The 24,957-nt window shown below is 68.3% G+C and carries 22 protein-coding genes and 1 pseudogene; 17 read left to right on the top strand and 6 right to left on the bottom strand.

Annotated elements, in window-relative coordinates; genetic code table 11:
- Positions 1 to 28: 28 nt before the first annotated feature.
- The 5 genes and pseudogenes from hemW to FU658_RS06935 all read left to right on the top strand — a co-directional run bounded on the left by hemW (position 29) and on the right by FU658_RS06935 (position 4,249).
- Positions 29 to 1,173 (top strand): annotated as a pseudogene (hemW, locus tag FU658_RS06955) (radical SAM family heme chaperone HemW).
- Positions 1,174 to 1,227: 54 nt separating this feature from the next.
- Entirely contained in the window at positions 1,228 to 1,413 is a 186-nt protein-coding gene (locus FU658_RS06950) for a CPXCG motif-containing cysteine-rich protein (protein ID WP_147891429.1), read from the top strand.
- Between the two features lie 144 nt (positions 1,414 to 1,557).
- Positions 1,558 to 2,676, top strand: coding sequence for a DUF1631 family protein (locus FU658_RS06945; protein ID WP_147891428.1), 1,119 nt, complete (start codon positions 1,558 to 1,560; stop codon positions 2,674 to 2,676).
- Positions 2,673 to 3,905 (top strand): DUF1631 family protein, encoded by a 1,233-nt coding sequence (locus FU658_RS06940; RefSeq protein WP_147891427.1) that lies wholly within the window; start codon positions 2,673 to 2,675, stop codon positions 3,903 to 3,905. Before FU658_RS06945 ends, FU658_RS06940 begins: the two co-directional genes overlap by 4 nt.
- Positions 3,902 to 4,249, top strand: coding sequence for a PilZ domain-containing protein (locus FU658_RS06935; protein ID WP_147891426.1), 348 nt, complete (start codon positions 3,902 to 3,904; stop codon positions 4,247 to 4,249). Before FU658_RS06940 ends, FU658_RS06935 begins: the two co-directional genes overlap by 4 nt.
- A 16-nt stretch (positions 4,250 to 4,265) precedes the next feature.
- Here FU658_RS06935 and FU658_RS06930 read toward each other — a convergent pair whose 3' ends face one another.
- Entirely contained in the window at positions 4,266 to 6,887 is a 2,622-nt protein-coding gene (locus tag FU658_RS06930) for a bifunctional diguanylate cyclase/phosphodiesterase (protein ID WP_147891425.1), read from the bottom strand.
- 133 nt (positions 6,888 to 7,020) lie between these two features.
- Between FU658_RS06930 and pepQ the strand changes: the two genes are divergently transcribed.
- Entirely contained in the window at positions 7,021 to 8,334 is a 1,314-nt protein-coding gene (gene pepQ / locus FU658_RS06925) for a Xaa-Pro dipeptidase (protein ID WP_147891424.1), read from the top strand.
- Between the two features lie 131 nt (positions 8,335 to 8,465).
- A complete protein-coding gene (locus FU658_RS06920) occupies positions 8,466 to 11,291 on the top strand; it encodes a valine--tRNA ligase (protein WP_147891423.1) in 2,826 nt (941 codons plus the stop codon).
- On the opposite strand, the gene rimI is transcribed toward FU658_RS06920, so the two are convergent.
- From rimI to pssA, 3 genes are read right to left on the bottom strand one after another with little or no spacing between them, the layout of a single operon-like run.
- Complete coding sequence (gene rimI, locus FU658_RS06915; protein ID WP_187266005.1) at positions 11,288 to 11,737, bottom strand: ribosomal protein S18-alanine N-acetyltransferase; 450 nt, start codon at positions 11,735 to 11,737, stop codon at positions 11,288 to 11,290. The two genes, FU658_RS06920 and rimI, sit on opposite strands and share 4 nt — an antisense overlap.
- A gap of 26 nt (positions 11,738 to 11,763) precedes the next feature.
- A complete protein-coding gene (locus FU658_RS06910) occupies positions 11,764 to 12,063 on the bottom strand; it encodes a hypothetical protein (RefSeq protein WP_147891422.1) in 300 nt (99 codons plus the stop codon).
- Positions 12,064 to 12,082: 19 nt separating this feature from the next.
- Complete coding sequence (gene pssA / locus FU658_RS06905) at positions 12,083 to 12,871, bottom strand: CDP-diacylglycerol--serine O-phosphatidyltransferase (RefSeq protein WP_147891608.1); 789 nt, start codon at positions 12,869 to 12,871, stop codon at positions 12,083 to 12,085.
- A gap of 87 nt (positions 12,872 to 12,958) precedes the next feature.
- Here pssA and FU658_RS06900 point away from each other — a divergent pair, with 87 nt between their 5' ends.
- The 4 genes from FU658_RS06900 to FU658_RS06885 all read left to right on the top strand — a co-directional run bounded on the left by FU658_RS06900 (position 12,959) and on the right by FU658_RS06885 (position 15,964).
- A complete protein-coding gene (locus FU658_RS06900) occupies positions 12,959 to 13,396 on the top strand; it encodes a DUF4124 domain-containing protein (protein ID WP_147891421.1) in 438 nt (145 codons plus the stop codon).
- A gap of 13 nt (positions 13,397 to 13,409) precedes the next feature.
- Positions 13,410 to 13,706, top strand: coding sequence for a DUF4124 domain-containing protein (locus FU658_RS06895; protein ID WP_187265981.1), 297 nt, complete (start codon positions 13,410 to 13,412; stop codon positions 13,704 to 13,706).
- Positions 13,707 to 13,773: 67 nt separating this feature from the next.
- On the top strand, positions 13,774 to 15,477 hold the full coding sequence (locus FU658_RS06890; protein ID WP_147891419.1) for a proline--tRNA ligase: 1,704 nt from the start codon (positions 13,774 to 13,776) through the stop codon (positions 15,475 to 15,477).
- A 163-nt stretch (positions 15,478 to 15,640) separates the two neighbouring features.
- The gene (locus FU658_RS06885; RefSeq protein WP_147891418.1) at positions 15,641 to 15,964 is read left to right on the top strand and encodes an H-NS histone family protein; all 324 of its coding nucleotides are present in this window, start codon (positions 15,641 to 15,643) and stop codon (positions 15,962 to 15,964) included.
- A 67-nt stretch (positions 15,965 to 16,031) separates the two neighbouring features.
- Here the strand turns inward: FU658_RS06885 and FU658_RS06880 are convergent, their stop codons facing one another.
- Positions 16,032 to 17,279 carry a threonine/serine exporter family protein gene (locus tag FU658_RS06880; RefSeq protein ID WP_147891417.1) on the bottom strand — a complete coding sequence of 416 codons (1,248 nt, stop codon included), beginning with the start codon at positions 17,277 to 17,279 and terminating at the stop codon, positions 16,032 to 16,034.
- 139 nt (positions 17,280 to 17,418) lie between these two features.
- Between FU658_RS06880 and FU658_RS06875 the strand changes: the two genes are divergently transcribed.
- The 4 genes from FU658_RS06875 to FU658_RS06860 are packed head-to-tail and all read left to right on the top strand — an operon-like array spanning position 17,419 to position 21,051.
- The gene (locus FU658_RS06875) at positions 17,419 to 18,528 is read left to right on the top strand and encodes an ABC transporter permease (RefSeq protein ID WP_147891416.1); all 1,110 of its coding nucleotides are present in this window, start codon (positions 17,419 to 17,421) and stop codon (positions 18,526 to 18,528) included.
- 14 nt (positions 18,529 to 18,542) lie between these two features.
- Positions 18,543 to 19,328 carry an ABC transporter ATP-binding protein gene (locus FU658_RS06870; RefSeq protein ID WP_147891607.1) on the top strand — a complete coding sequence of 262 codons (786 nt, stop codon included), beginning with the start codon at positions 18,543 to 18,545 and terminating at the stop codon, positions 19,326 to 19,328.
- A 29-nt stretch (positions 19,329 to 19,357) separates the two neighbouring features.
- The gene (locus tag FU658_RS06865) at positions 19,358 to 20,323 is read left to right on the top strand and encodes an MlaD family protein (RefSeq protein WP_147891415.1); all 966 of its coding nucleotides are present in this window, start codon (positions 19,358 to 19,360) and stop codon (positions 20,321 to 20,323) included.
- Positions 20,320 to 21,051: an ABC-type transport auxiliary lipoprotein family protein gene (locus FU658_RS06860; protein ID WP_147891414.1), complete on the top strand. Its 732-nt coding sequence runs from the start codon at positions 20,320 to 20,322 to the stop codon at positions 21,049 to 21,051. Before FU658_RS06865 ends, FU658_RS06860 begins: the two co-directional genes overlap by 4 nt.
- 18 nt (positions 21,052 to 21,069) lie before the next feature.
- Here the strand turns inward: FU658_RS06860 and FU658_RS06855 are convergent, their stop codons facing one another.
- The gene (locus tag FU658_RS06855; RefSeq protein ID WP_147891413.1) at positions 21,070 to 22,431 is read right to left on the bottom strand and encodes an amidase; all 1,362 of its coding nucleotides are present in this window, start codon (positions 22,429 to 22,431) and stop codon (positions 21,070 to 21,072) included.
- A gap of 112 nt (positions 22,432 to 22,543) precedes the next feature.
- On the opposite strand from FU658_RS06855, the gene FU658_RS06850 reads away from it, so the two are divergent.
- Complete coding sequence (locus tag FU658_RS06850) at positions 22,544 to 24,172, top strand: electron transfer flavoprotein-ubiquinone oxidoreductase (RefSeq protein ID WP_147891412.1); 1,629 nt, start codon at positions 22,544 to 22,546, stop codon at positions 24,170 to 24,172.
- Positions 24,173 to 24,267: 95 nt separating this feature from the next.
- The coding region (locus FU658_RS06845) for a dTDP-glucose 4,6-dehydratase (RefSeq protein WP_147891411.1) at positions 24,268 to 24,957 on the top strand (690 nt) is incomplete at its 3' end.

The raw sequence follows: 24,957 nt of genomic DNA, 5'->3' as shown, positions 1-24,957 counted from the left end.
CACACCCTTCGAAGCGACGGTGGCGCTGATGCCGCCGCCGCTGTCGCTCTACATCCACATTCCGTGGTGCGTTCGCAAATGCCCCTACTGCGACTTCAATTCGCACGGGCTCAAGGGCGCGATGCCCGTCGACGCCTACGTCGCCGCACTGCTGGGCGACCTGGACCAGGACCTGCCCCTGGCCTGGGGGCGCACCGTGCACAGCGTGTTCTTCGGTGGCGGCACGCCGAGCCTGTTCCCGCCCGAGGCGATCGGCGCGATCCTCGACGGCGCGTCGGCGCGGCTGCGCTTCGCGCCGGGCGCGGAGATCACGCTGGAAACCAACCCCGGCACCGCGGAACACGGTCGATTCCGCAACTACCTGGCTGCCGGGGTGAACCGGCTGAGCTTCGGCGTGCAAAGCTTCGACGACACCTGCCTGAAACGCCTGGGTCGCATCCACGACAGCGCCGAAGCCGACGCCGCCGTGAAGATGGCCCAGGACGACGGCTTCGACAACATCAACCTCGACCTCATGTACGCCCTGCCCGGCCAGGACCGGGCGATGGCCGAGGACGACGTGGCCCGGGCGGTTTCGCTGGCGCCGACCCATATCTCGCACTACCAGTTGACGCTGGAGCCCAACACGCTGTTCTTCGCCCGGCCACCCCGGGGCTTGCCCGACGACGACGACGCCTGGGCGATCCAGGAGCATTGCCAGACGATGCTGGCCGATGCCGGGTACGCGCAATACGAGATCAGCGCCTACGCCCGGCCGGGTCGCCAGTGCCGGCACAACCTCAACTACTGGGGCTTCGGCGATTACCTCGGCATCGGTGCCGGTGCCCACGGCAAGCTCAGCCTCGGCCACGACGGGCGCATCGTCCGCCGCCACAAGCCCCGGCACCCCAGCGCCTACATCGACGCCGCCGGCACCCCGGCGGGCATTGCCGGCGAAGAAAGCGTCACGCCCCCGCAGCGCCCGTTCGAATTCATGCTCAACGCGCTGCGGCTGCTCGAGGGTTTTGATCCGGCCCACTTCGAGCAACGCACCGGCCTGCCGATCGACTCGATCGGAGCAGCGCTGGCGCGCGCGATCGATGCCGGCTGGCTGGAACGCTTGGACGGCCGGATCCGGCCACCCCCCTGGGCCAGCGCTTCAACAACGACCTGGTCAGTCTGTTCCTGGCCTGAACCGACGACATCGGTCCCGGCCTGCAATGCCAGTCGGGGGGGCATAATCGGCCCATGCTCGAGTTCGTCCACATGGCGTGTCCCTACTGCGGCGAGGACTTCGAGGCCGCGGTCGATCCCGGCAACGGTGATGCCGAGTACATCGAAGACTGTCCGGTGTGCTGTCGACCCATCCAGATGCTGCTGCGCTTTTCCGATGACGGCACGGTGTCCGCCCTGAAGGCCTCGCGCGGGGATTGATTGCAGCGGTCGGATGGCGAGGTCCGGCCAGTGGGAGCGCGATCACGTCCGGCCCCCGCCGCGAATTAGTCTGGGCCCGCCGCGCTACCTTCCAGAGTGCTGCAGGCATAGAATCGGACGATTCGTACGCTCTGGAGACGCTGCATGCCTGCTCCAACCGCCCCGACGCGGGCTCCCGTGGAACTGCCGCCGCCGACACTGGCATCGCGGCCCTTCCCGCCGCGCGTGCGCCGTTTGCTGGAGGGCGTGCTCGAATACGCGACCGAAGAGCTCGAGCGCGGGCTGGCCGCGACACTCAACGAGGTCGAGCAGCAACTCTTCAAGCTTGCCGAGCAGGCGCGCAGCAACGAGGTCCAGCAGGCGTGCTTCGAGTCCCTGCGCGCGGTCAAGCGCAGTCGATCCGACTTCACCCCGCGCTTCATGATCGGGCTGGAGGCCGCGCTTGCCGGAATCAAGGATGTGGTCTCCGCCGCCCCCCTGCGCGCCTCGGATGCCTCCCCCACGGGAGAGTTGGGCCTGGTCGGGGAGCGCGAGATGGAGGAGAACGCCGCGCTGTACTCGATCGCAAGCCGCGCGGAAGTGCGTTCCAGCCTGCCGCTGTACCTGCTGGGTCAACGCTTCGGCGTCCTCGCAGGTGGCCCCGCGTTCGAACCCGAGACACTCCCCGTCGGCCCGCAGTCGTTGTGCCGGATCCTGCGCAAGGCGACCGACTGCCTGGAAGTCCCCGTTGAAACCCGGGTGCTGGTGTTCCGGCAGTTCGAGCGTCACGTGCTGGCCGTCTACAGCGACTTCGTCGATGCGATCAACCGCTTCCTCGCCGAGGAAGGCGTGCTCGCCACCCTCGCCTACGTGCCGATGCGGGTGCGACGCAGCGAGGGCGAGCCGCAGCCGGCCAAGCCCACTGCCAAGGCACCCGCCAAGGACAGCCAGCCAGGCGCTCCCCGATCCCGCGCGAAGACCGGCTGGCCAGGCGAGGCGACTGGCGACCGCAAGGCCGCGGCGGACGACGGCGACAAGCACAACGAGGAGATCTTCACGCTCCTCAGGCAGTTGCTGGCCTCCCGCCGCGAACTGACCGGGAAGCTTTCGGGCCAGGAAGCTTCGCCAGCACGCGACGTGTACGTGGCCAGCCAGACCGATGTCGAATCGGTGCTCGGCGTCCTGCAGCAGAAGCCTTCTGCCTCGGTGCTGGTCGATGGCAAGCCCTCGCTGCGTTCGGTCCAGCACGTCAAGCAGGACTGCTGGCGCAACTGCGGCAGATGACGCCGCAGGGCAAGACACCCGCGCTGGCGCAGGAGGACTCCGACACGATCGACCTGGTGTCGATGCTGTTCGATTTCATCATGCGCGAGATCCGGCCGAACAGCCCGGCCGCCGGCCTGCTGGCGAAGCTGCAGGTTCCGCTGATGCGCGTGGCGATGCGCGACAAGGGTTTCTTCACCCGCCAGGTCCACCCGGCGCGGCAGATGCTCAGTGCCATCGCTGAAACCGGGGCCTACTGGAGCGACGAAGACGATGGCGACCGGGCGACGGTCGACAAGATGCGCTCCGTGGTCGACCGCGTGGTCGGTGAGTTCGATGGCGACGTGGGCATGTTCGAGACGCTCTCGGAGGACCTTGGCAGCCACCTGCAGACGCTGGCGCGCAAGGCCGAAGTGGCCGAACGCCGTCACGTCGAGGCGGCGCGCGGCAAGGAGAAGCTGGCGCTGGCACGGCTGCAGGCAAGCGAAGCGGTGAGCGCCCGGATCAAGGGCCACAAGATCCCCCGTTTCGTGCACACCCTGCTGACCCAGGCCTGGACCGACGTCCTCGCGCTGAGCCTCCTGCGCCAGGGCGAGGATTCTGACGGCTTCCGTCGACAACTCGAGATCGCCGACCGGCTCGTGCGCGCCGCGGCGCGCCCGCAGGCCCCTGGCAGCGGGCTGGAGCGCGGGGAGGCGCTGGAACTGCGCGAAGAGATCGAACAGTCCCTGGCACAGGTGGGTTACCACGCCGAGGATGCCAAGGCGATCGCCGCCCGGCTCACCAGCATCGAGGACGAAGAGGAGGCCGGACCCGACGACCCCGCCTCGCGCACCGAGCTGGCACTTCGCCTCAAGGCCCACTCGCGCCTGGGCGGCGAGGTGAAGGCCAGCAGCGACCCCAAGCAGCCCCCGCTCGATGCCCGGGAGAAGGCCTGCCTGGAGCAGATCAAGGCGCTGCCGTTCGGTTGCTGGCTGGAATTCGTCATCAACCAGCAGGGTGAGGTCGCGCGGCGCCGCATGTCCTGGTACAGCACGCTCACCGGTCACGCGGTCTTCGTCAATGCGCGCGGGCATCGGGTCGGCGATTACACCATCGAGGTACTTGCACGGATGATGGCGAAGGGCCAGGTGCGCGTGATGAACTCGGAAAAGGGCAACCTGATCGACCGGGCCTGGGGCGCGATCGTGACCGCTCTGAAGGGCTTCCAGGGCAAGGCGGCCAAAGACGGACGGGAGGGCGAGGCATGAACGATCATCGACGCGCACCACGGCGCCAGGTCGGGGAGCACATCGAGGTCATGGATGTGATGACCGATGCGGTCGTCGGCCGAATCGGCAATCTCTCGCAGGGCGGAATGCTGTTGATCTCGCACCGGTCCCTGGTCGAGGACGGCCTCTACCAGTTGCGCTTCGAGCTGCGTGACGGTGCCGGGCGCGAGCGCCAGGTCAATGTCGGCGCCCACATGCTCTGGGACGACGACGCTTCGGCGCCCGGGCAGCACTGGATCGGGCTGCGATTCATCGACGTGGCGAACAAGGACGCCGACTTCCTGCGCCTCTGGGCGCAGGCACCGGGCAGCCACCACGCGTGAGCGTGGTGGCCGACGCCTAGGGTTTCGATAGCGTCGTCGGTTCAGGGCGATGGATGTGGAAGCCCTGCACGTAGTCCACGCCCAGGCCGCGAAGCAGCTCGCGGGTCCGTTCGCTGTCGACCCATTCCGCGACCACCTCCAGGCCGATCTGGTGCCCGATGTCGGTGACGGCGCGCACGATGGAATAGCTCACCGGGTCCGTTTCGAGGTTGCGGATGAAGCTGCCGTCGATCTTGATGATGTCGATCGGCATGTTCTTCAGGTAGCCGAACGAAGCCGCGCCGGCGCCGAAATCGTCGAGGGCGAAGCGGCAGCCCACCTGGCGCAGGCGCTGCATGAAGGCCACCACGCGGGTCATGTTGTTGACCGCAACGGTTTCGGTGATTTCGAAACACAGCTTGTGCGGCGGCACCGGGTAGCGCTCCAGCAAGGACAGCACGTGCCCGGCGAAGGCGTCGTCGTCCACGGTCAGGCCGGAGAGGTTGATCGTGCAAAGCTCGATCGTGTCGGCGTCGGGCAGCAGGCGGTCGAAGTTCGCCAGCGCGGTCTCCACCACCCAGCGGTCGACCTGTGACATCAACCCGAAGCGCTCCGCGGCAGGTATGAAGGCTCCGGGCTGGATCGCCTGGCCGTCGCGGTCGCGCATGCGTACCAGCAGCTCGAGATGGAGCCCGCTGGACCGACGCGAGGGTCGCGCCGGCTCGATGCGCTGGTAATCCAGGCACATCCGGTCTTCCTTGAGCGCCTCGCGCACCCGGTTCACCCACTCCATCTCGCTGCGGCGCTTCACCGTCTCGGCATCGGACTCCACGTAGAGCTGCACCTTGTTGCGCCCACGCTCCTTCGCCATGTAGCAGGCCTGGTCGGCCTGCGACAGCACCTCGCGCAGGCTCAGTCCCGCACGATCGAGCACGACGGCGCCAATGCTCACGCTGAGGCTGAAGTTGCGGCGCTCCCAGGCGAACACGAACGACTCGATGCTTTCACGCAGGCGCTCGCCCACGGCCACGGCATCGTCCGCGCCCGTGCGCTGCAGCAATACCCCGAACTCATCGCCACCCAGCCGCGCCAGCACGTCGCCCGACGCCACCGACGCCTTGAGCAATCGCGAAACCTCGGCGAGCATCTGGTCGCCGGCGGCATGCCCGCAGGTGTCGTTGATCAGCTTGAACTGGTCCAGGTCGAGATAGAGCAAGGCGGCCGTCGCCTCGCCCCGCCCCACGACTTCGAGGGTCTTCGCCAGCCGGCGCTCGAATTCCCGGCGGTTGAGCATGTCGGTCAGGGCATCGTGGCTGGCCTGGTAGCCGAGTTGCTGGTTGAGTTCGCGCAACTCGCTGATGTCGTTGGCCAGCACCAGTACGTGCAGCTCCCCATCAAGTTCCACGCGCGTTGCGGAAACATTCGCCCAGAACGAGCCCGCCGCACCGGGGATCTCCATCGGATGGGCATCCACCGCCACGCCGCTGGCCAGGACGGAGCGCAACTGCGCACCCAGCTGCGCCTGGGGCGAGGCGATCGCCAGGGGACGGCCAGTCCGGGTCACGTCCGTTCCCAGCTTCTGCACTGCCGCGTGGTTGGCATACACGGTGAGGAACTGCTCACCACGCAACAGCAGCACCAGCGCCGGAAGCAGGTCGTTGAGCCGGCGGAAGCGCGCCTCGCTGTCCCGGAAGCGGCTCGAGAGCACGCTGGCCAGCCTCAGCGCGCGCTCGCGCGTGGCCAGCAGCGACCACACCAGGAGCGCCAGCAGGATGCTGGCCGCCCCCATCACGGCGAACGTGAGCCAGGGCCAGTGCGACTCGACCCACACTTGCGGCCGGGGTTGCAGCTCCAGTCGCCAACGACGGCTGCCGAACTCGATGTGCCGCACGTGCAGCGCCTCCTCCCCGGCCTGCCAGGGGGTGCCAAACAGGACGTAGCCACCCCCCTCCCCGACCTGGTCGACGACCCCCTCGTCGACGACCAGCAGATCGAAGGCTGCGGTGAGCTCGTCGTTCAAGGCCGCCGCGATCAGGCCCCGGGCATGGAAGGAAATGCCCAGCGAACCGACCATCTGTTCGCGTCGCCGGGGCGTGGAATCGGGTATCGAACCGGGCACGAACACCGGCAGCCGGATGATCAGGCCGTCTTCGCCGGTCTGGACCAGGGTGAAGGCCGAGGAGACGACCGGCTCGTCGGTGTCGCGCGAACGCATCACCGCGGCCAGGTTCCCGGGCTGGGACATGACGTCGAGCCCGATCACCTGCTCGTTGCCTTCCAGCGGGGCCACCATCGTGGTCGGGTACCGGTCCGGCCGCCCCGGCTGCGCCACGCGCTCGGCATAGGCGAAGGCAAGAAGGCTCGGGAACGTCTCGCGCGGCTGCAGATTCTCGTAGATGAGCTGGAATTCCTCCGGCGTCACCTGGTCGGATGCGAGGAACAGGGACTGGACCGAGCGGGTAAGCAGCGCCGCGTTCCCCAGTTGCTGCGTGATCGCGGCCTCGACACGGTCGACCTGGCTGAGCTGGGCATCGCGCATCGTGCCCTGCAACAGGCGATGATGCTGGGTGGCCAGCAAGGCGCTCGCCAGCAGGCCCAACGCCAGCGCCAGCCCCACCCAGACCCAGGCTCGCCGGCCGACCCTTCGCGCCTCGTCCATCACGCCCCCTGGTCCATCCTGTCCAATGCCTGCACCCGACGCGCCGTTGCGGCAGAATCACACGCCCCGATCGCCATGCCCAGCTCCTTCACGCCCCCGGCGGGCCGGTCGGCAACGATACCCAGGAGCCCCCATGCCCCAGTCCCATGCCAAACGTTACCCCGAACACCTGCATCGCGTCCGCGCCAGTGCAGACCGGGCGCTCGAGGAGGCCGGCTTCGACCATCTCCTCGTGGGTGCCGGCATCGAGAAGTTCAGCTTCCTCGACGACCGACCCTATCCGTTCCGGCCCAATCCGCATTTCAAGCACTGGCTGCCACTGACCGCGCACCCGGGTTGCTGGATTGCATACACCCCGGGCCGGCGGCCGGTGCTGGTCTACGTGCAGCCGGACGATTTCTGGCACCTGCCGCCGGAGGCGCCGGAAGGCTACTGGGCAGAGCATTTCGACATCCGCATCGTGCGCAATGCCCGCGACGCCGCCCAGCACCTCCCCACGGGGCGTTGTGCGGTCGTCGCCGAAGCCGATGCCGCGATTCCCGGGGTGACGCCCAACAACCCCGAGCGGCTGCTCGCGCGGCTGCACTGGGACCGCGCCACCAAGTCGGAGTACGAGATCGGCCTGATGCGCGAGGCCAATGCCCGCGCGGTCAAGGGACACGCAGCCGCCCGCCGGGCGTTCTCGGAGGGGGGCTCGGAACTGGAGATCCATCGGGCCTACCTTGCCGCGACCGGGCATTCCGACCACGACCTGCCCTACCAGAGCATCGTCGGCCTCAACGAGCACGGTGCCGTACTCCACTACCAGCACCACCGGGCGGACAAGCCGGGCACGAGCCGCTCACTGCTGATCGATGCCGGCGCGGACGTGGGTGGCTACTGCGCCGACATCACCCGTACCTGGGGCAATGGCGACGAGCGCTTCCAGGCCCTGGTGGATGCAGTGGACAGCGAGCAGCGCGCCCTGGTCGATGGCGTGCGACCGGGGCGCGACTACGCCCAGTTGCACCTGGAATGCCATCAGCGGCTCGGTGGCGTGCTCGAGCGGCTCGGCATCGTGAGGATGGCGCCGCACGACCAGGTCGAGGCCGGGATCACCACGCGCTTCTTCCCACACGGACTGGGCCACTTCATCGGCTTGCAGGTGCACGATGTCGGCGGCCATCTCGCCGGCCCGGAAGGTGGCTTGCGCGAACGCCCGGCCGACCATCCGTTCCTGCGCCTGACCCGGCCCCTGGAAGCCGGCCATGCGGTGACCATCGAGCCCGGCATCTACTTCATCGACAGCTTCCTCGCCGACCTCGCCGCCGGACCGCACAAGGACGTGGTCGACTGGGGGCTGGTCGATGAGCTCAAGCCCTTCGGCGGCGTGCGGATCGAGGACGACGTGGTGTGTACCGAGGCGGCACCGGAGAACCTCAGTCGCGACGCGTTCGCCGCACTCTGACGCCGGGAGCCCTGGAGGGGGCCCCGGGACCACAAATGATAGGCTTTGCGGCTGCCCGGACGGCTGGCTACAGCCCCCGCTCCGCCCCCGGGACCCGACCCACCGGCCCTTCCCCAGACACGAAACCGCCCATGGACAAGAGCTACGAGCCGCAAACCTTCGAAACCCGCTGGTACCAGCATTGGGAGCAGTCCGGTTGCTTCCGCCCCAGCGGCGAGGGCGAGCCCTATACGATCCTGCTGCCGCCACCGAACGTGACCGGCACGCTGCACATGGGCCACGCGTTCCAGCACACGCTGATGGACACGTTGGTGCGCCACCAGCGCATGAAGGGTCGCGACACGCTGTGGCAGGTCGGTTCAGACCACGCCGGAATCGCCACGGAGATGGTGGTCAGCCGCAACCTGGCTGCGGAAAACCAGACCCGTGACGGCCTGGGACGCGAGGCCTTCATCGGCAAGGTGTGGGAGTGGAAGCAGCACTCCGGCGACACGATCGAGCGGCAGATGCGCCGGTTGGGTGCATCGGGCGACTGGGAGCGCTCGGTGTTCACGATGGATGCGATGCCGTCGAAGGCGGTGATCGAGTGCTTCGTGCGGCTGTACCAGGAGGGCCTGATCTACCGTGGCCAACGGCTGGTGAACTGGGATCCGGTGCTCAAGACGGCGATTTCCGACCTCGAGGTGGTGAGCGAGGAAGAGGAAGGCCGGATGTGGTCGATCCGCTATCCGCTGGCCGAGGGCGACAGCTACGAGCACGTGGAGCGCGACAGCGAAGGCCACGAGACCCTGCGCGAGACCCGCGACTACCTGGTGGTGGCCACGACCCGCCCCGAGACGATGCTGGGCGACACCTGCGTGGCGGTCCACCCCGAGGACGAGCGCTACGCCCACCTGGTGGGCAAGTCGATCCGCCTGCCGCTGGGCGGCCGCGAGATCCCGGTCATCGCCGACGACTACGTCGAGCGCGACTTCGGTACCGGCTGCGTCAAGATCACGCCGGCCCACGATTTCAACGACTACCAGATCGGGCAGCGCCACGGCATGCCGATGATCAACATCTTCACCCCCGAGGCACGGATCAACGAGGCCGCGCCGGAGAAGTACCGGGGTTTGGACCGCTTCGACGCCCGCAAGGCGGTGCTGGCCGACCTGGAGGCCCAGGACCTGCTGGTCGAGGAGAAGAAACACATGTTGATGGTGCCGCGCGGCGACCGCACCGGCCAGGTCATCGAGCCCTACCTGACCGACCAGTGGTTCGTGCGCATGGACGAGTTCGGCCGCCGCGGGCTGCAGCTGGTCGAGGATGGCTCGATCCGCTTCGTGCCGCCGAACTGGATCAACACCTACCGCCACTGGATGGCCAACATCCAGGACTGGTGCATCTCGCGCCAGCTGTGGTGGGGCCACCGGATCCCGGCCTGGTATGGCGAGAACGGCGAGATCTTCGTCGGCCGCGACGAGGCCGAGGCACGCGCCGACGCACGGGCGAAGGGTTACGCCGGGGACCTGCACCAGGACAACGACGTGCTCGAGACCTGGTTCAGCTCGGCCATGTGGCCGTTCTCGACCCTGGGCTGGCCCGACCAAGCGGCCATGGCCGAGCGTGGCTACGAGCGCTACCTGCCTTCCTCGGTACTGGTGACGGGCTTCGACATCATCTTCTTCTGGGTCGCCCGGATGGTGATGATGACCGACAAGTTCACCGGCGAGGTGCCGTTCAAGGACGTCTACATCACCGGCCTGGTACGCGACAGCCACGGCCAGAAGATGTCGAAGTCCAAGGGCAACGTGCTCGACCCGATCGACCTCATCGACGGGATCGGGGTGGATGAACTGGTCGCAAAGCGCACGGGCGGGCTGATGCAGCCGCAGATGGCGGCGAAGATCGAGAAGGCCACGCGCAAGGAATTCCCCGACGGCATCCCGGCCTTCGGTGCCGACGCATTGCGCTTCACCTTCGCCAGCCTCGCCACCCACGGACGCGACATCAAGTTCGACCTGCAGCGCTGCGAGGGCTACAAGGCCTTCTGCAACAAGCTGTGGAACGCCGCCCGTTTCGCGCTGATGAACTGCGAGGGGTTCTCCGCCAGCGGGGCCCCGCAACCCAGGACCGATGCCGAGCGCTGGATCCTCTCGCGCTTCGCCGCGATGTGCAGCGAGGTCGAGACCCAGTTCGCCGCCTATCGCTTCGACCTCGCCAGCCAGGCGATGTACGAGTTCACGTGGAACGAGTTCTGCGACTGGTTCCTCGAGCTGGCCAAGCCCGCGCTGCAGGGTGCCGACCGGGACGCCGCCGACTCCACCCGCCACACGCTGCTGTGGGTGCTCGAGGGGGTGCTGCGTGCCCTGCATCCGCTGGTGCCCTTCGTCACCGAGGAGATCTGGCAGTCGGTGAAGCCGAGGCTGGGACTGGAAGCGGACAGCATCAGCCGCCGGCCCTACCCCGATGCCAGCGACATCGAGACCGACGATTCCGCCGCCGCCGACATCGAATGGCTCAAGGCCGTGGTCTCGTCGCTGCGCCGCATCCGCAGCGAAATGAACATCTCCCCGGGCAAGCCGCTGCCGCTGCTGCTGGCCGGCGGTCGCGAGGTGGACCGCGAGCGCGCGAAGCGTTTCGACGGGGCATTGCGCTTCCTCGCACGGATCGAGTCGCTGAGATGGCTGGAAGCCGGCGAAGACGCGCCGCCCGCCGCCGCCGGGGTCATCGGCGAGCTTCGCGTGCTCATCCCGCTGGCCGGCCTCATCGACGTGGCCGCCGAACGGGCGCGACTGGAGAAGGAGATCAAGCGCGTGCAGGGCGAGATCGCCAAGTGCAACGGCAAGCTCGGCAGCGCCACCTTCGTGGCCAACGCACCCGCCGCCGTCGTCGAGCTCGAGCGGACCCGGCTGGCCGACTGGAACACCCAGCTCCAAGGGCTGCAACAGCAGCTGCAGGGCCTGGCCGGACTCTAGGCCGCCTCGTCCGGCAGCAGTTCCAGGGCGAGGACGAGTGCGTCCTCCCGGCCGTTGCGGGCAGGGTAGTAGTTCGGACGCCGGCCGATCTCGTTGAACCCGGCCCGCTCATACAGCGCCAGCGCGGCGGGGTTCGACGGGCGCACCTCCAGGAACACGCGCTGGGCATGGTGCCAGCGCGCCAGCTCGACCATCTTGCGCAACAGGTAGGCGCCCAGGCCCTGCCCCTGCGACTGCGGACCGATGCACAGGTTCAGCAGGTGGGCTTCGCCCGCGGCCACGCTCAGCACACCGTAGCCGAGCAGGCCCCGCTCATCCTCGAGCAACCAGCACGCATAGCCGGAGCGGAGGCAGTCGCTGAAGATGCCTGCAGTCCACGGAAACGGGTAGGCGCGAACCTCCATCGCCATGACCCGACCGATGTCGTCCACGGTCATCGGCCGCATCGACAGCGACCGCGAGACCCGGGCGTTCACGCAGGACGTCCACGTAGCGCACGCAGGCGACGCCACAGCAGGCGCTTGGCCTGCGGATCGCGTGCCAGCCGATCTAGCGCCGGCAGTTCGACCGCCCGCGCCCATGCCATCCAGTCGAACTCGCTTGGCCGTGCCGGGTCGAGGCCGGAGGCGCGCCATACGGCAGCGAACAACGGGTGGTCGAAGTCGATCTCCCCGGTTGCCACCGCATCGCCCGGGGACTCGACGCCGGCATCGCGCAAGCGCATCGGCGACAGATCCATCGCCTTCAACATGGCCAGCTGCGACGGACTCAAGGCCAGACCCATGGCTGCGTCAGTCCCTGCCGTCGGAGGCACCGGCCGCGCGCCGTCGCATCCGCGACACGACCGCCTGGACCGGCCCCGAAAGCGCGTAGACAAGCGCGACGAGGAACAGCACCCGCGGCGGGTCGATCGCCAGCGCGACGAACACGCACACCGCGATCACCATGAACAGGAAGGGCACCCGGTCACCGCGCGGCGCGGCCTTGAAGCTGAAGTAGCGCAGGCGGCTGACCATCAGCAGGCCGGCCAGCACCGTCACCACGACGGCCAGGAACCGGAGCTCGGCGCCGGTGAACCCGCTCACGACCGCGGTCCAGACGAAGGCCATCATCAGGCCGGCCGCCGCCGGGCTGGCCAGCCCGATGAACCAGCGCTTGTCGGCCACCGCGGTCTGCGTATTGAAGCGCGCCAGGCGCAGCGCCGCGCAGGCGGCGTAGAGGAAGGCCGCGACCCAGCCCACCTTGGCCCAGACCTTGCCGTCGGCGACGAGCTCGGACAGGCCCCAGTGGTACATGACCAGTGCCGGGGCCATTCCGAAGCTGACCAGGTCGGCCAGCGAGTCGTATTGCACCCCGAACTCGGTCTGTGTGTTGGTCAGGCGGGCGACCCGCCCGTCGAGCCCGTCCAGCAGCGCAGCCACGAACACCGCGATGCAGGCGCTGGTGAACTGCCCCTGCGAGGCCGAGATGATCGCGAAAAAGCCGGCGAACAGGCCGCCGGTCGTCAGCAGGTTCGGCAGCAGGTAGATGCCCCGTCGGCGCCGCGCGCCGCGGCCTGGGGCGTGGACGTGTTGTCGGATGGAGGCGTCGTCATTGTTGCGAGTGTACCCTGTAGTCCCCCGAGCGGGTCCGCCCGCTCCCCGGTTCCACGCAGCAGGAGATTTCACGTGCGCATTGCCCTGAAGGTTGCCTTGATGGTCGTGTCCATTGCCTTTGCATCGAATGCCCTCGCCCAGAACACCGTCTACAAGTGGACCGACGAGCGCGGTGTGACGCAGTACACGCAGACTCCGCCCGCGGGGACCCGCAACTACGAAACCGTGCGGATGGGGTCCAGCGGCCAGCAGCGCAGCGCGGAGCAGGCGCAGGAGCCCGTTGGCGTCGGCCAGGCCGAGAGCGGGGCGCAGGCGCCGCAGACACCGGCGGACCAGGAGCGCCAAGAATACTGTGACTCCGCGCGCCGCAACCTGGTCGCGCTCGAATCCGAGGTCGAGGTGCACCTGGAGTCCGCGGACGGCGGAGAACCGAGCCCGCTGGATGCCGGCCAGCGCGCCGAGCAGATCGAGATCGCACAGCGCCAGGTCGCGCTTTTCTGTCGCGACTGAGCAGTCCAGGGCGATGCGGCTGGGCCTGGCCATTGCCATCGGCGTCCTGGGCGGCGCCGCGCTGGCGTGGTGGCTGACGCCTGCGGAGTCGCGCTGGCTCCCGTTTTCCGGGGGCCAGCGCACCTCCGCAGGCCCGTCGACCACCCGGGCTGCGCCGGAAGATGCGCCCGTGCTGTACCGCTGGCGGGACGCACAGGGGGTCTTGCACGTCGCCCAGCAGCCCCCTTCCGGCGGACAGGCCTACGAGCGGGTCGACATCGACCTCGACCGCAACATCATCCCGCTCGGCGTGCCGGTGGACCGCGACTGAGGCACTGTTTGGGGGCGCCACCCGCGCACGGCTACAATCGCCGGTCAATCGCCAGCCGGTCCCGCCCATGCGCCTCTCCCAGTTCCATCTCTCCACCACCCGCGAAACCCCCGCCGACGCCGAGGTGGCCAGCCACCAGCTGATGCTGCGCGCGGGCATGATCCGCAAGCACGCCGCCGGCATCTACACGTGGACACCGCTTGGCCTGCGGGTCCTGCGCCGGGTGGAATCGGTGGTGCGCGAGGAGATGGAGCGCGCTGGCGCGGTCGAAATGCTGATGCCGTCGATCCAGCCGCGCGAGCTGTGGGAGGAAACGGGCCGCTGGGAGAAGTTCGGCGGCCAGCTGCTGAAGCTGCGCGACCGCAAGGACGGCGAGTTCTGCTATGGCCCGACCCATGAGGAAGTGGTCACGGACTTCGCCCGCAACGAACTGCGCTCCTACAAGCAGCTGCCGCTGAGCGTGTTCCAGATCCAGACCAAGTTCCGCGACGAGATCCGGCCGCGCTTCGGCGTCATGCGCGCGCGCGAGTTCCTGATGAAGGACGCCTACTCCTTCCACCTCGATGCGGAGTGCCTGGCACGCACCTACCGCGTGATGTACGACGCCTACACCCGCATCTTCGAGCGCCTGGGACTGCGCTTTCGCGCGGTGGCCGCCGACACCGGCGCCATCGGTGGCAGCGCCTCGCACGAGTTCCACGTGCTCGCCGACTCCGGCGAAGACGCGATCGCCTTCTCGGACGGCTCGGACTACGCCGCCAACGTCGAGCTGGCCGAGGCGGTGGCCCCCTCGGCGCCGCGCGGGGTGCCGGTGGAGTCCATGCGCCGGGTCGACACGCCAACCCAGCGCACCTGCGAGGACGTCGCGGCGCTGATGGGAATCGAGCTGGGCCGGACGGTGAAATCGATCGCCGTCATCGGCAAGCAGGGCTTCGTCCTGGTGCTGGTGCGCGGCGACCACAGCGTCAACGAGCTCAAGCTGGCCAAGCTCGAGGGCCTGGCCGACTACAGGCTGGCGAGCGAAGCGGAGATCGCCGAACACCTGGGCAGCGAGCCGGGTTTCCTCGGGCCGGTGAACACGCGCCTGCCCGTCACCGTCATCGCCGACCGCAGTGTCGCCGCGATGGCCGATTTCATCGTCGGTGCCAACGAAACCGGCTTCCACCTCGCCGGCGTCAACTGGGGGCGCGACCTGCCGGAGCCCGGCCTGGTCGCCGACGTGCGCAATGTCATCGAAGGCGACCCCTCGCCCGACGGCAAGGGCCGCCTGTCAATCGCCCGCGGGATCGAAGTGGGTCATGTGTTCCAGCTCGGCCAGACCTATGCCAAGGCCATGGGCGCCACCGTGCTGGACCACAACGGAAAGGCCCAGGTCATGCACATGGGCTGCTATGGCATCGGCGTGAGCAGGATCGTCGCGGCGGCCATCGAACAGAACAACGACGGCGCGGGCATTTCCTGGCCGGCACCCATGGCACCGTGGCAGGTTGCGGTGTGCGTGATCAATCCCAAGGGCGCCCCGGAGGTCGAGGAAGCGGCTGCGGCCCTGCACGCCCGTTTGGAAGACGCGGGAATCAGCGCGGTGCTGGACGATCGCGGCCTGCGTCCCGGGCCGATGCTGTCGGATATCGAGCTCATTGGCATACCGCAGCGCGTGGTCGTGTCCGAACGGGGATTGGCGGCGGGCACGTATGAATATCGCGAGCGCAACGAGCCCGAAAGCGAATCCATTGCGCTCGAAACACTGGAACAGCGGCTCGGGCTGGCCTGAATCAACGGGTGGGTTCGGGAGAAAAGACTGACTGCGGGATAAATGGAAGCGGCGAAGCGGGGAAACCATTAATCCCGGTGTTTCTATTTCCGCGATATCAGGCTTTAATGGAGCCATTCCGGCTTGACCGGTCTTTCCCACGCAACGGACTCAAGGAGGCGTCATGGCTATTAATCTTGGTGAACTCAGCCCGGAACAGCTCAATGAGCTTATCGTCAAGGCCGAGCAGCAGAAGAAGAAAATCCACCGTGAGCGAATCAACGATGTTCGCCGCAAGCTGACCGCCCAGGCCAAGGCCGAGGGCTATACGATCGAGGAATTGTTCGGCACCGCCGGGCGCAGTGGCCGCAAGACCGGCACCAAGGTCCCGCCGAAGTACCGCAATCCCGCCGACCCCAGCCAGACCTGGAGCGGCCGTGGCAAGCGCCCCAATTGGTTCAAGGACGCGCTGGCCAAGGGCAAGAAGGAATCGGACCTGGCTATCTGACCTGGTCTTGGTCTGCCCATGAGATTTTCCACGCCGGCCCCTGGCCGGCGTTTTTTTGTCCTTGCAACTACAGACTGCGCCTCGCGCTGACCACGAGGTTTCCGAAAAGCAGGCCGGCCACCAGCGCCACCAGCGCCTTGAACAGGACGAATGCGGTATCCAGGCCCAGCGCCAGGTCGTCCTCCATTACGTGCGTCAGGGTCCTGAAACCAGTACTTCCCGGCACCAGCAGGATGATTCCCGGAACCCGGACCAATGCACCCGGGCGATTCGCCCAGCGTGCGTAAAGATTGCTCAGGACGGTGACCAGCATCCCGGCAACGAACACCCCGATCGGGAAAAAGCTCCGTTCGTCCGCGACCCACTCGCCGACGCCGCGGGTCACCACATAGCCGATGGCGACGGAAAACATAACCACCGGGTAATCGCGCGGCTCGGCGCGGAAAAGCACCGCGAAGGCGAGCGCGCCAAGGCCGAGGGCCATCCACTCGACCCAGGGCGGCGGCGTGGCCAATACCGCTTCCTGCGGCGTCCACCCCAGCAGCGCGACCGCCTGCATCGCCGCGATCGTGCCAAACGTCAGCTTCAACAGCGTGGCCATCGCACCGGCGAAACGCGCCGTCCCCGACACCAGGTGTTGGCTGGTGAGTTCGGAAATGGCATTGGTCAGCATCATGCCGGGCAACAGGACGATCACCGAGGCCACCACCACCGAGCGCAGCGACAGTGGAACCAGATAGGTCGCCACGACCGCCGCCAGGAACGTGGCGGCGAGCGCCGCTATCGCCTCCTGGGCCTCCGACAGTCGGGGCCGCCCCTGGGAGAGCATGTGCAGCAGGCCGATCAGCACGCCGATGCTGCCCGCCGTTGCGATATCGGCCCAGCTCGTGCGCAGGATGCCCGCCACCGATGCCGAGGCCAGTCCGAAACTCAATGCGGTCAGCCAGCGCGCCCAGCTCCCCGGAGGCGCGTCGAGCGCCCGCAGGGCCTGACGCCCGGCATCGATGCCGATCTCGCCGCCAAGGACCTGCTCTGCGATCGCGTCGACCTTGCACAGCTTGGCCAGGTCGATGTCGCCCGGCTCCAGGCGGATCACGCGCGTGGTGTCGGAGAACGGCCCACGCATCGGGTCGGAGAAGCTCAGGATGATGCCGGTCGGGTTCGACCAGATCTCGCAGTCGACCTGGAGCCGCTGGGCGACCGCGTTGATGCCGCGCTCGAGCCGCTGGGCCGTGGTGCCGTAGGCATGCAGGCGCCGGGCCAGCTCGAGGATGAAGTCGGTGCGATCAACGAAACTCGCAAGGCTTTCGGACATCGTGGCATCGCCGGCCGGGGTCGGCGCCCATGGTCGCACGAACACCTGCGGGCCTGGCGCCCGGGGCGGCGACAGCGCACAGCCGTGCCGGGTGCTGGTACCGTAGGCGCGGACCCTCCCCGGTGCAAAGACGCACGTAATGAATCGAGCCCCTTCCGCGGAGCACAACCCCGAGTTTCCCGAGCGGCTCGAACTGCGCGGCGAGTGGACGCTGGAACGTGTCGCGGACCTGCACCGGCTCGCCCGCAGCGGCTATGAGGGCATCCGCGAGATCGACGCCCGTGGCGTCTCCCGGATGGATTCCGCCGGCGCCCTGCAACTGCATCGACTGGGCGAGCGTCTTTCGCTCGAGCCCGAGGCGATCTCCCTGCGCGAGGAGCACCAGGCGCTTTCGCAGGCCTTGCTCGAAGCCGGTCGGGCGGAACTGGAGCCGCCGCCGCCGCAGAGGGCCTGGAGCGACATGCTGGCCAAGGTCGGCTACAGCGTGCATGGCCTGTTCACCCAGGGCCGTGCCCTCGTCGGCTTCCTCGGACTGACCCTCTCCACGCTGGCCGGTGTGCTGGTCCGTCCGAAGCGACTGCGGGTCACCTCCACCGTGTTCCACATGCAGCAGACCGGCCTCGACGCGGTGCCGCTCATCCTGCTGCTCAACTTCCTCGTCGGCGCGGTCATCGCCTTCCTCGGCGCCACGGTCCTGCGGGAATTCGGCGCGGAGTTCTTCGTCGTGGAACTGGTCGGGTTCGCGTTCATGCGCGAGTTCGGCGTGCTGCTCACCGCGATCCTGCTGGCCGGCCGCACCGCGAGTGCCTTCACCGCCCAGATCGGTGCCATGAAGGCGCGCGAGGAGATCGACGCGATCCGCGTGCTGGGGCTGGACCCGATCGAACTGCTGGTTGTTCCGCGCCTGCTGGCGCTGCTGGTGATGCTGCCGCTGCTGGCCTTCCTGGCGGTGCTGGCGGGCCTTGCCGGCGGCATGCTGGTCGGGGTGCTGTCCCTGGACATCAGCCCGGAGATGTTCATCGCCCGGCTGGATGAAACGATCCAGCTGCGGCACTACCTGGTGGGCCTTTCGAAGGCACCCGTCTTCGCACTGGTCATCGCCGTGGTCGGCTGCCTGGAGGGCTTCAAGGTGGGTGGCACCGCGCAGTCGGTTGGCGAGCGCACCACCTCCAGCGTGGTCCAGAGCATTTCCCTGGTGATCATCCTCGATGCGGTGTTCGCCATCTTCTTCATGGAGATGGGCTGGTGAGCGGGCAGGAGGAGATGGCGATCCGGATCCACGGGCTGCGCAACCAGTTCGGCAGCCAGGTGGTGCACCAGGAGCTGGAACTGGACGTCAGGCGCGGCGAGATCATCGGCATCGTCGGTGGGTCGGGCTCGGGCAAGTCGGTGTTGATGCGCACGATCCTCGGCCTGCGCCGGCCCCAGGCCGGCAGCATCGAAGTGCTGGGTGTCGACGTGCTCGACGGCAGCGAGCAGGCGCGCCGGATGCTGGAGCAACGCACGGGCGTGCTGTTCCAGGACGGCGCGCTGTTCTCGTCATTGACCGTGGCCGAGAACGTCGCGGTGCCGCTCAAGGAACACCACCCCGAGCTCGAGGTGTCGCTACGCGAAGAACTGGTGCGGCTGAAGATCGCGCTGTCCGGCCTGCCGGGCTCTGCGGGCACCAAATACCCTTCCGAACTCTCCGGCGGCATGCGCAAGCGCGCCGGCCTGGCGCGGGCACTGGCGCTGGATCCGCAGTTGCTGTTCCTCGACGAGCCGACCGCCGGCCTGGACCCGATCGGCGCGGCCGCCTTCGACACCCTGCTTGCGACGCTGCAAAAGGCACTCGGGCTGACCGTGTTCCTGATCACCCACGACCTCGATACCCTGTATGCCATCTGCGATCGCGTTGCCGTGCTGGCGGAAAAGCGCCTGCTCGCCATCGGACCGATACAGGAGGTACAGGAGTACGATCACCCGTGGGTACAGGAATACTTCCATGGGCCGCGTGCCCGCGCAGCCGTCGCCGCGCGCGATCGCAGCGCAGCCCGCCCCAAACGATGAACCCACTCGCCGAGAGGTCCCCCTGACGCATGGAAACCCGAGCCAACCACGTGCTGATCGGCGCCTTCACGTTGGCCGCAGCGGTCGCCGCATTGCTGTTCGCCCTGTGGGCGGCGAGTTTTTCCGCCGCGCGCAGCTGGCAGGAAGTCGACGTCGTGTTCACCGAAGCCGTCACCGGCCTGTCGGTCGGCAGCGTCGTGCAGTACAACGGCATCACCGTGGGCTCGGTGCGGCGGCTGTCGCTCGCACCGGACGATCCGCGCAAGGTCATCGCACGCATCCGCATCGATGCCGAGGCGCCGTTGCGGGTCGACACCGTGGCCCGGCTGGGATTCACCGGCCTCACCGGCGTGGCGATCATCCAGCTGTCCGGCGGCACGCCGGGCAGCCGCAACCTGGTGACCAGCCGCGGAGAGATCCCGGTCATCCAGGCCGAGGAGTCGGCGATCCAGAAGCTGCTGTCGGCAGGCGAGGACATCGCCACCACGACCAGCGACGTTCTGCTGCGCATCCGCGACATCATGAGCGAGGAGAACGCCGAGCGCGTCAGCCAGACCTTGACCAATATCGATGAGTTCACCTCGGCGATCGCCCAGGAGCGCGAGCAGATCTCGCAGCTCATCACTTCGGCCAACCAGGCCAGCCAGCACCTCCAGGAGGTCCTGGGCAAGACCACCGTGGTGGTCGACCGCATCGACCACAGCATGCGCACGATCAACGAGGAGCTGATCGACGAGCTGCCCCGGATGTCGCAGGACCTGCGCCGTGCGATCGGGCAGTTCGAATCGCTCACGCGCCGCGCCGACGACCTGCTGGCCGACAATGAAGACGCACTGTCGAGCTTCGGCAACACCGCACTGGGCCAGATCGGGCCGACCCTGTTCGAGTTGCGCGTCCTGATCCGCGACCTGTCGCGGCTCAGCAGCCGCCTGGAAACCAATCCCACCCGTTTCCTGCTGGGAGGCGACCAGCCAGAGGAGTTCGATCCGCGATGAACCAGCACCCCCTTCGAGCCATCGCCCGCGTGGGACTGCTGGCCAGCCTGCTGGGGCTTGGCGGCTGCCTGCTCACCGGCACGAGCACGCCGGTCCAGATCTACTCGCCGGTGGTGCAGGTCCAGCCCCAGGAGCACTGGCCGCACGTGGACTGGCAACTGATGGTGGTCCGGCCAAATGCCGACCAGATGCACGACTCCCAGCGCATCCTCGTGCGCCCCGAAGCCAGTCGGCTGCAGGTCTACGGCGGATCGAGCTGGGCGGACTCCCTGCCGGACCTGCTGCACAGCATGCTGCTGCGTGCGTTCGAGGACTCCGGGCGGATCGACGCGGTGACGCGACAGTCAAGCGCCATGCGCGCCCGCTTCGGCCTGATACTGGACATCCGCGCCTTCGAGGCGGTCTACGACGGCGAGCCCACTCCGGCCGCCGACATCCAGATCCACGCGAAGCTGATCCACGCCGCCTCCACGCGCGTGGTGTCCGCGCGGACCTTCCGGCACTGGCAGCGCAGCAGCGGCACCGACGTGTCCAGCGTCGTGGATGCCTTCACGCTGGGCACCCGGACCTTCATCGACGAGCTGATCGGCTGGACGCTGGAGGAAGGTGAGGGCGCGGGCCCGAGACTCCAGGAGTGGCGCGAGGAACGCTTCCGCGAGCGCCAGGAGGAGCAACGCTCGCGCGAGGGCGGCGAGCCCCCGCGCGAGCGGGAAGCTGCTTCGCGCTGAGTCCGTCGAGCTGCGGGGTCAGGAGGCCTCCAGCGTCGCCTCGATCACCGAGTGCACCACCTCGCCCAGTTCCAGGAGACGCAGGTCGCTGCCGCGGGGCCCGACCAGCTGCAACCCCATGCCCCCCGGCAGAGGCAGGCTCAGTGCCGGACAGCCGGCCAGGCTGGCCAGGGCCGTGAAGTCGGCCAGGTTGGCCGGCTCCGCCGCACCCAGTGCGGGCGGCGCGGTGGGAACGGTCGGCAGCACCAGCACGTCGAACTCCTCGAACAGGCGCCGCACCGCCACCACATGGCCATCCAGGCGCTGCTCGGCGGCCATCGCCTCGACCGCGGTCCGGCTGCGTGCGTATTCGAGCAGGCCCCTGGTGCGATCGGAGGCATGCTCCACCCGATCGCCATGGGCGGCCAGGATGTCGGCCTCCATCAGCAGTAGCGCCGCCCGGCGGCTGGCCGCCACTTCCAGCGGGGCCAGGTCGAGTGAGACGGGTCGGGCGTGGCCCAGCGTCGCCCCGGCTGCCGACACTGCGGCGCGGAACGCATCCACCACCTCGGGAGCGGCCCCGAGCGAGCGGAGGTCGGACACCAGGCCGACCCGCAGTGCGGCCGGGTCCCAGTCCGGCAACGCGAGTGGCACGCGACGTGCGCGGCAGGCCACGTCGCCGGCGTCGTAACCCGCCAGCACCTTGAGCACCATCCCCGCGTCCTGGACGCTTCGCGCGAGAACACCGGGGCAGTCCAGGCGGCGCAGGGCCGGCGCCATGCCGACCCGGCTGACTTCGCCGAAGGTCGGCTTCAGGCCGACCAGGCCGCAGAACGCAGCGGGAATCCGGACCGAGCCCAGCGTGTCGGTGCCCAGGGCCACCGTGGCATGGCCGGCCGCCAGGGCGGCGGCGGCGCCCGCCGAGGACCCGCCGCTGGCCCGCCCCGGCAAGGACGGATTTCCGACATCGCCTCCATGGGGGTTGCTGCCCATCGTGCCGAAGGCCAGCTCGTCCATCGCGGTCTTGCCGAGGATGACGGCGCCACAGCCGCGCAGGCGCGATACCGCGCTGGCGTCGTCATGGACCAGCCAGGCGTCGCGCGGGGGCAGCCCCAGCGAAGTCGGCATGCCCTCGACGTCGAAGCTGTCCTTGAGCGCGACTGGAACGCCGTCCAGCCGCCCGAGGGCGGCGCCCTGCGCCCGGCGCTGGTCCGAGGCCCGGGCGTCACGCAAGGCCGCGTCGGCGCCGACATGGGTCCACGCATGCAGGGAGGGGTTGTCACGCTCGATCGCGGACAGGCACGCCCCGACCAGGGCTTCCGACGACACCTCCCTCAATGCCAAGGCGCGCAGCACGCGAACCATTGGTGCGCGCCGCAACGCGTCTGGATCACAACTCATGCCCCACTCCTTCGAAATCAGCCCTCATTATGGTTGCTACGGCCGCAATTTGCCGCCCCCGCCGCGATGCCCGACAATCCAAACGTTTGATTCATCCGTCCTGGAGTCCCCGATGAGCGAGAACAGCAGCGCAGCCCAAGCCCCGGAACGCGACGTCATGGAGTACGACGTGGTGACGGTCGGCGCCGGCCCGGCCGGCCTCGCCTTCGCGATCCGGCTCAAGCAGCTCAACCCGGACACCAGCGTGTGCGTGATCGAGAAGGCCTCGACCATCGGTGCGCACGTGCTCTCCGGCGCAGTCATTGAAACCGCCCCCCTGGACGAGCTGCTGCCGGGCTGGCGGGACAATCCCCCACCGGTGTGCGTGGAAGCCACGCAGGACGAGTTCTGGTTCCTGTCCAAGGCCAAGGGCACCAAGGCACCGTTCGTTCCGCCGCAGATGAACAACCATGGCAACGTCATCGTCAGCCTCGGCGCGATGTGCGCCTGGTTGGCCCCGCAGGCCGAGGCGCTGGGCGTGGAGATCTATCCCGGCTTCGCCGCCGCCGAACCGCTGTTCGACGCCGACGGTGCCGTATGCGGTGTGCGCATCGGTGACATGGGGGTGGCCAAGGATGGTTCGCACAAGCCCGGCTACACCCAGGGCATCGACATCCGGGCCAGGACGACGGTGCTGGGTGAAGGTGCGAGGGGCCATCTTTCCAAGCAGCTCATCAAACGATTCAACCTGGCCGACGGCCACGACCCGCAAAGCTATTCGATCGGCATCAAGGAGCTGTGGCAGGTGCCGGAGGAACGGGTCACTCCGGGCAGGATCGTGCACTCGCTGGGCTGGCCGCTGGATGCCGGCACCTATGGCGGCAGCTTCCTCTACCACCTCGACAAGGGCCGCATCGCACTGGGTTTCGTCGCCGGGCTGGACTACCGCGATCCGGAGTTCCGTCCCTACGAGGCATTCCAGCAATGGAAGCACCACCCGAGCATCAAGCCGCTGCTCGAGGGCGGCACCATCCTCTCCGCGGGTGCCCGTGCGATCACCACCGGTGGCTACCAGAGCCTGCCCACGGTCGAAATGCCGGGGGCGATGCTGGTGGGCTGCGCGGCAGGCCTGGTCAACGTGCCCAAGATCAAGGGCGTCCACCAGGCGCTGCGCTCGGGCATGCTGGCCGCCGAACACCTGGTCGAAAGAGGCAGCAGCGCCGGCTGGGATGCCCGGCTGCGCTCGTCGGTGGTCATGGACGAGCTGCGCAAGGTCCGCAACATCAAGCCCGGTTTCAAGAAGGGCCTGTGGTTCGGGCTCGCCAACGCCGGATGGGAAACGCTGGTCGGCGGCGCGTCGCCGTGGACGATGCGGGTATCGGCCGACTACAAGGCGACCGAGAAGCTGGCCGAGCACACCTCGCCCGACCGGGATTGGGGCCCGCGCACGCTCGAGCCGCGCGATCGCCTTGCAGGCGTCTACTTCGCCGCCACCGAGCACGACGAGGACCAGCCGGTCCATCTCCAGATCACGGACCCCTCGGTGTGCTTCACCAAATGTGCCGAGGAATACGGCAACCCCTGCACGCGCTTCTGCCCTGCCGGTGTCTACGAGGTGGTCGAGGAGGCCGGGGAGAAGCGGCTGCAGATCAATGCGGCGAACTGCGTGCATTGCAAGACCTGCGACATCAAGGACCCCTACCAGGTGATCAACTGGGTCACGCCGGAGGGTGGCGCGGGGCCCAATTACCAGAACCTGTGAGGCTGCGCGCTGAACCCTTGCCGGCCCGCCGCCATGTCCCGCCCGGGCGGGTCTAGTACCATTCCGGCCCTGAACTGGATTCAAGGAAGGCTTTGATGGCTACCTGGCTGGTCACCGGCGGCGCCGGTTTCATCGGCGGCAACTTCGTCCTCGGCGCGCGCACGCGCGGCCAGGCGAGGATCGTCAACCTCGACGCGCTCACCTATGCCGGCAACCGGCATTCGCTGGCCCCGCTGGAGGACGATGCCGACCACGTCTTCGTGCACGGCGACATCGGCGACCGCGCGCTGGTCGACCGCCTGCTGGCCGAGCACCAGCCCGACGCCGTCGTGAATTTCGCCGCCGAGAGCCACGTCGACCGTTCCATCGACGGCCCGGCCGCGTTCGTGCAGACCAACGTGGTCGGCACGCTGGCCCTGCTGGAGGCCACCCGCGACTACTGGCGCACGCTGCCGGAGGGCCGGCGCGAGGCGTTCCGCTTCCTGCACGTGTCCACCGACGAGGTCTACGGCAGCCTGGGCGAGACCGGCAAGTTCACCGAAGACACGCCGTTCGCGCCGAATTCGCCCTACTCCGCGTCCAAGGCGGCATCCGACCACCTGGTGCGTGCGTTCCACCACACCTACGGGCTGCCGGTGCTGACGACGAACTGCTCGAACAACTATGGCCCGCTGCAGTTCCCCGAAAAGCTGATCCCGCTGGTGATCCAGAAGGCGCTGGCCGGCGAGCCGCTGCCGGTCTACGGCGACGGCAGCAACGTGCGCGACTGGCTGTTCGTCGGCGAC

The sequence above is a fragment of the Alkalisalibacterium limincola genome (assembly GCF_008017755.1).
GTDB classification, from domain to species: domain Bacteria; phylum Pseudomonadota; class Gammaproteobacteria; order Xanthomonadales; family Xanthomonadaceae; genus Alkalisalibacterium; species Alkalisalibacterium limincola.
Note: the sequence above shows the minus strand (reverse complement) of the source record. Positions and strands in the feature narration are given on the sequence as shown.

What these genes read in the sequence shown, in the direction of transcription:
- FU658_RS06950 (WP_147891429.1), top strand. Translation starts at nt 1,228, where the DNA reads ATGCTCGAGTTCGTCCACATGGCGTGTCCCTACTGCGGCGAGGACTTC.
- FU658_RS06945 (WP_147891428.1), top strand. Translation starts at nt 1,558, where the DNA reads ATGCCTGCTCCAACCGCCCCGACGCGGGCTCCCGTGGAACTGCCGCCG.
- FU658_RS06940 (WP_147891427.1), top strand. Translation starts at nt 2,673, where the DNA reads ATGACGCCGCAGGGCAAGACACCCGCGCTGGCGCAGGAGGACTCCGAC.
- FU658_RS06935 (WP_147891426.1), top strand. Translation starts at nt 3,902, where the DNA reads ATGAACGATCATCGACGCGCACCACGGCGCCAGGTCGGGGAGCACATC.
- FU658_RS06930 (WP_147891425.1), bottom strand. Translation starts at nt 6,887, where the DNA reads ATGGACGAGGCGCGAAGGGTCGGCCGGCGAGCCTGGGTCTGGGTGGGG.
- pepQ (WP_147891424.1), top strand. Translation starts at nt 7,021, where the DNA reads ATGCCCCAGTCCCATGCCAAACGTTACCCCGAACACCTGCATCGCGTC.
- FU658_RS06920 (WP_147891423.1), top strand. Translation starts at nt 8,466, where the DNA reads ATGGACAAGAGCTACGAGCCGCAAACCTTCGAAACCCGCTGGTACCAG.
- rimI (WP_187266005.1), bottom strand. Translation starts at nt 11,737, where the DNA reads ATGCGGCCGATGACCGTGGACGACATCGGTCGGGTCATGGCGATGGAG.
- FU658_RS06895 (WP_187265981.1), top strand. Translation starts at nt 13,410, where the DNA reads ATGCGGCTGGGCCTGGCCATTGCCATCGGCGTCCTGGGCGGCGCCGCG.
- FU658_RS06890 (WP_147891419.1), top strand. Translation starts at nt 13,774, where the DNA reads ATGCGCCTCTCCCAGTTCCATCTCTCCACCACCCGCGAAACCCCCGCC.
- FU658_RS06885 (WP_147891418.1), top strand. Translation starts at nt 15,641, where the DNA reads ATGGCTATTAATCTTGGTGAACTCAGCCCGGAACAGCTCAATGAGCTT.
- FU658_RS06880 (WP_147891417.1), bottom strand. Translation starts at nt 17,279, where the DNA reads ATGTCCGAAAGCCTTGCGAGTTTCGTTGATCGCACCGACTTCATCCTC.
- FU658_RS06875 (WP_147891416.1), top strand. Translation starts at nt 17,419, where the DNA reads ATGAATCGAGCCCCTTCCGCGGAGCACAACCCCGAGTTTCCCGAGCGG.
- FU658_RS06870 (WP_147891607.1), top strand. Translation starts at nt 18,543, where the DNA reads ATGGCGATCCGGATCCACGGGCTGCGCAACCAGTTCGGCAGCCAGGTG.
- FU658_RS06865 (WP_147891415.1), top strand. Translation starts at nt 19,358, where the DNA reads ATGGAAACCCGAGCCAACCACGTGCTGATCGGCGCCTTCACGTTGGCC.
- FU658_RS06860 (WP_147891414.1), top strand. Translation starts at nt 20,320, where the DNA reads ATGAACCAGCACCCCCTTCGAGCCATCGCCCGCGTGGGACTGCTGGCC.
- FU658_RS06855 (WP_147891413.1), bottom strand. Translation starts at nt 22,431, where the DNA reads ATGAGTTGTGATCCAGACGCGTTGCGGCGCGCACCAATGGTTCGCGTG.
- FU658_RS06850 (WP_147891412.1), top strand. Translation starts at nt 22,544, where the DNA reads ATGAGCGAGAACAGCAGCGCAGCCCAAGCCCCGGAACGCGACGTCATG.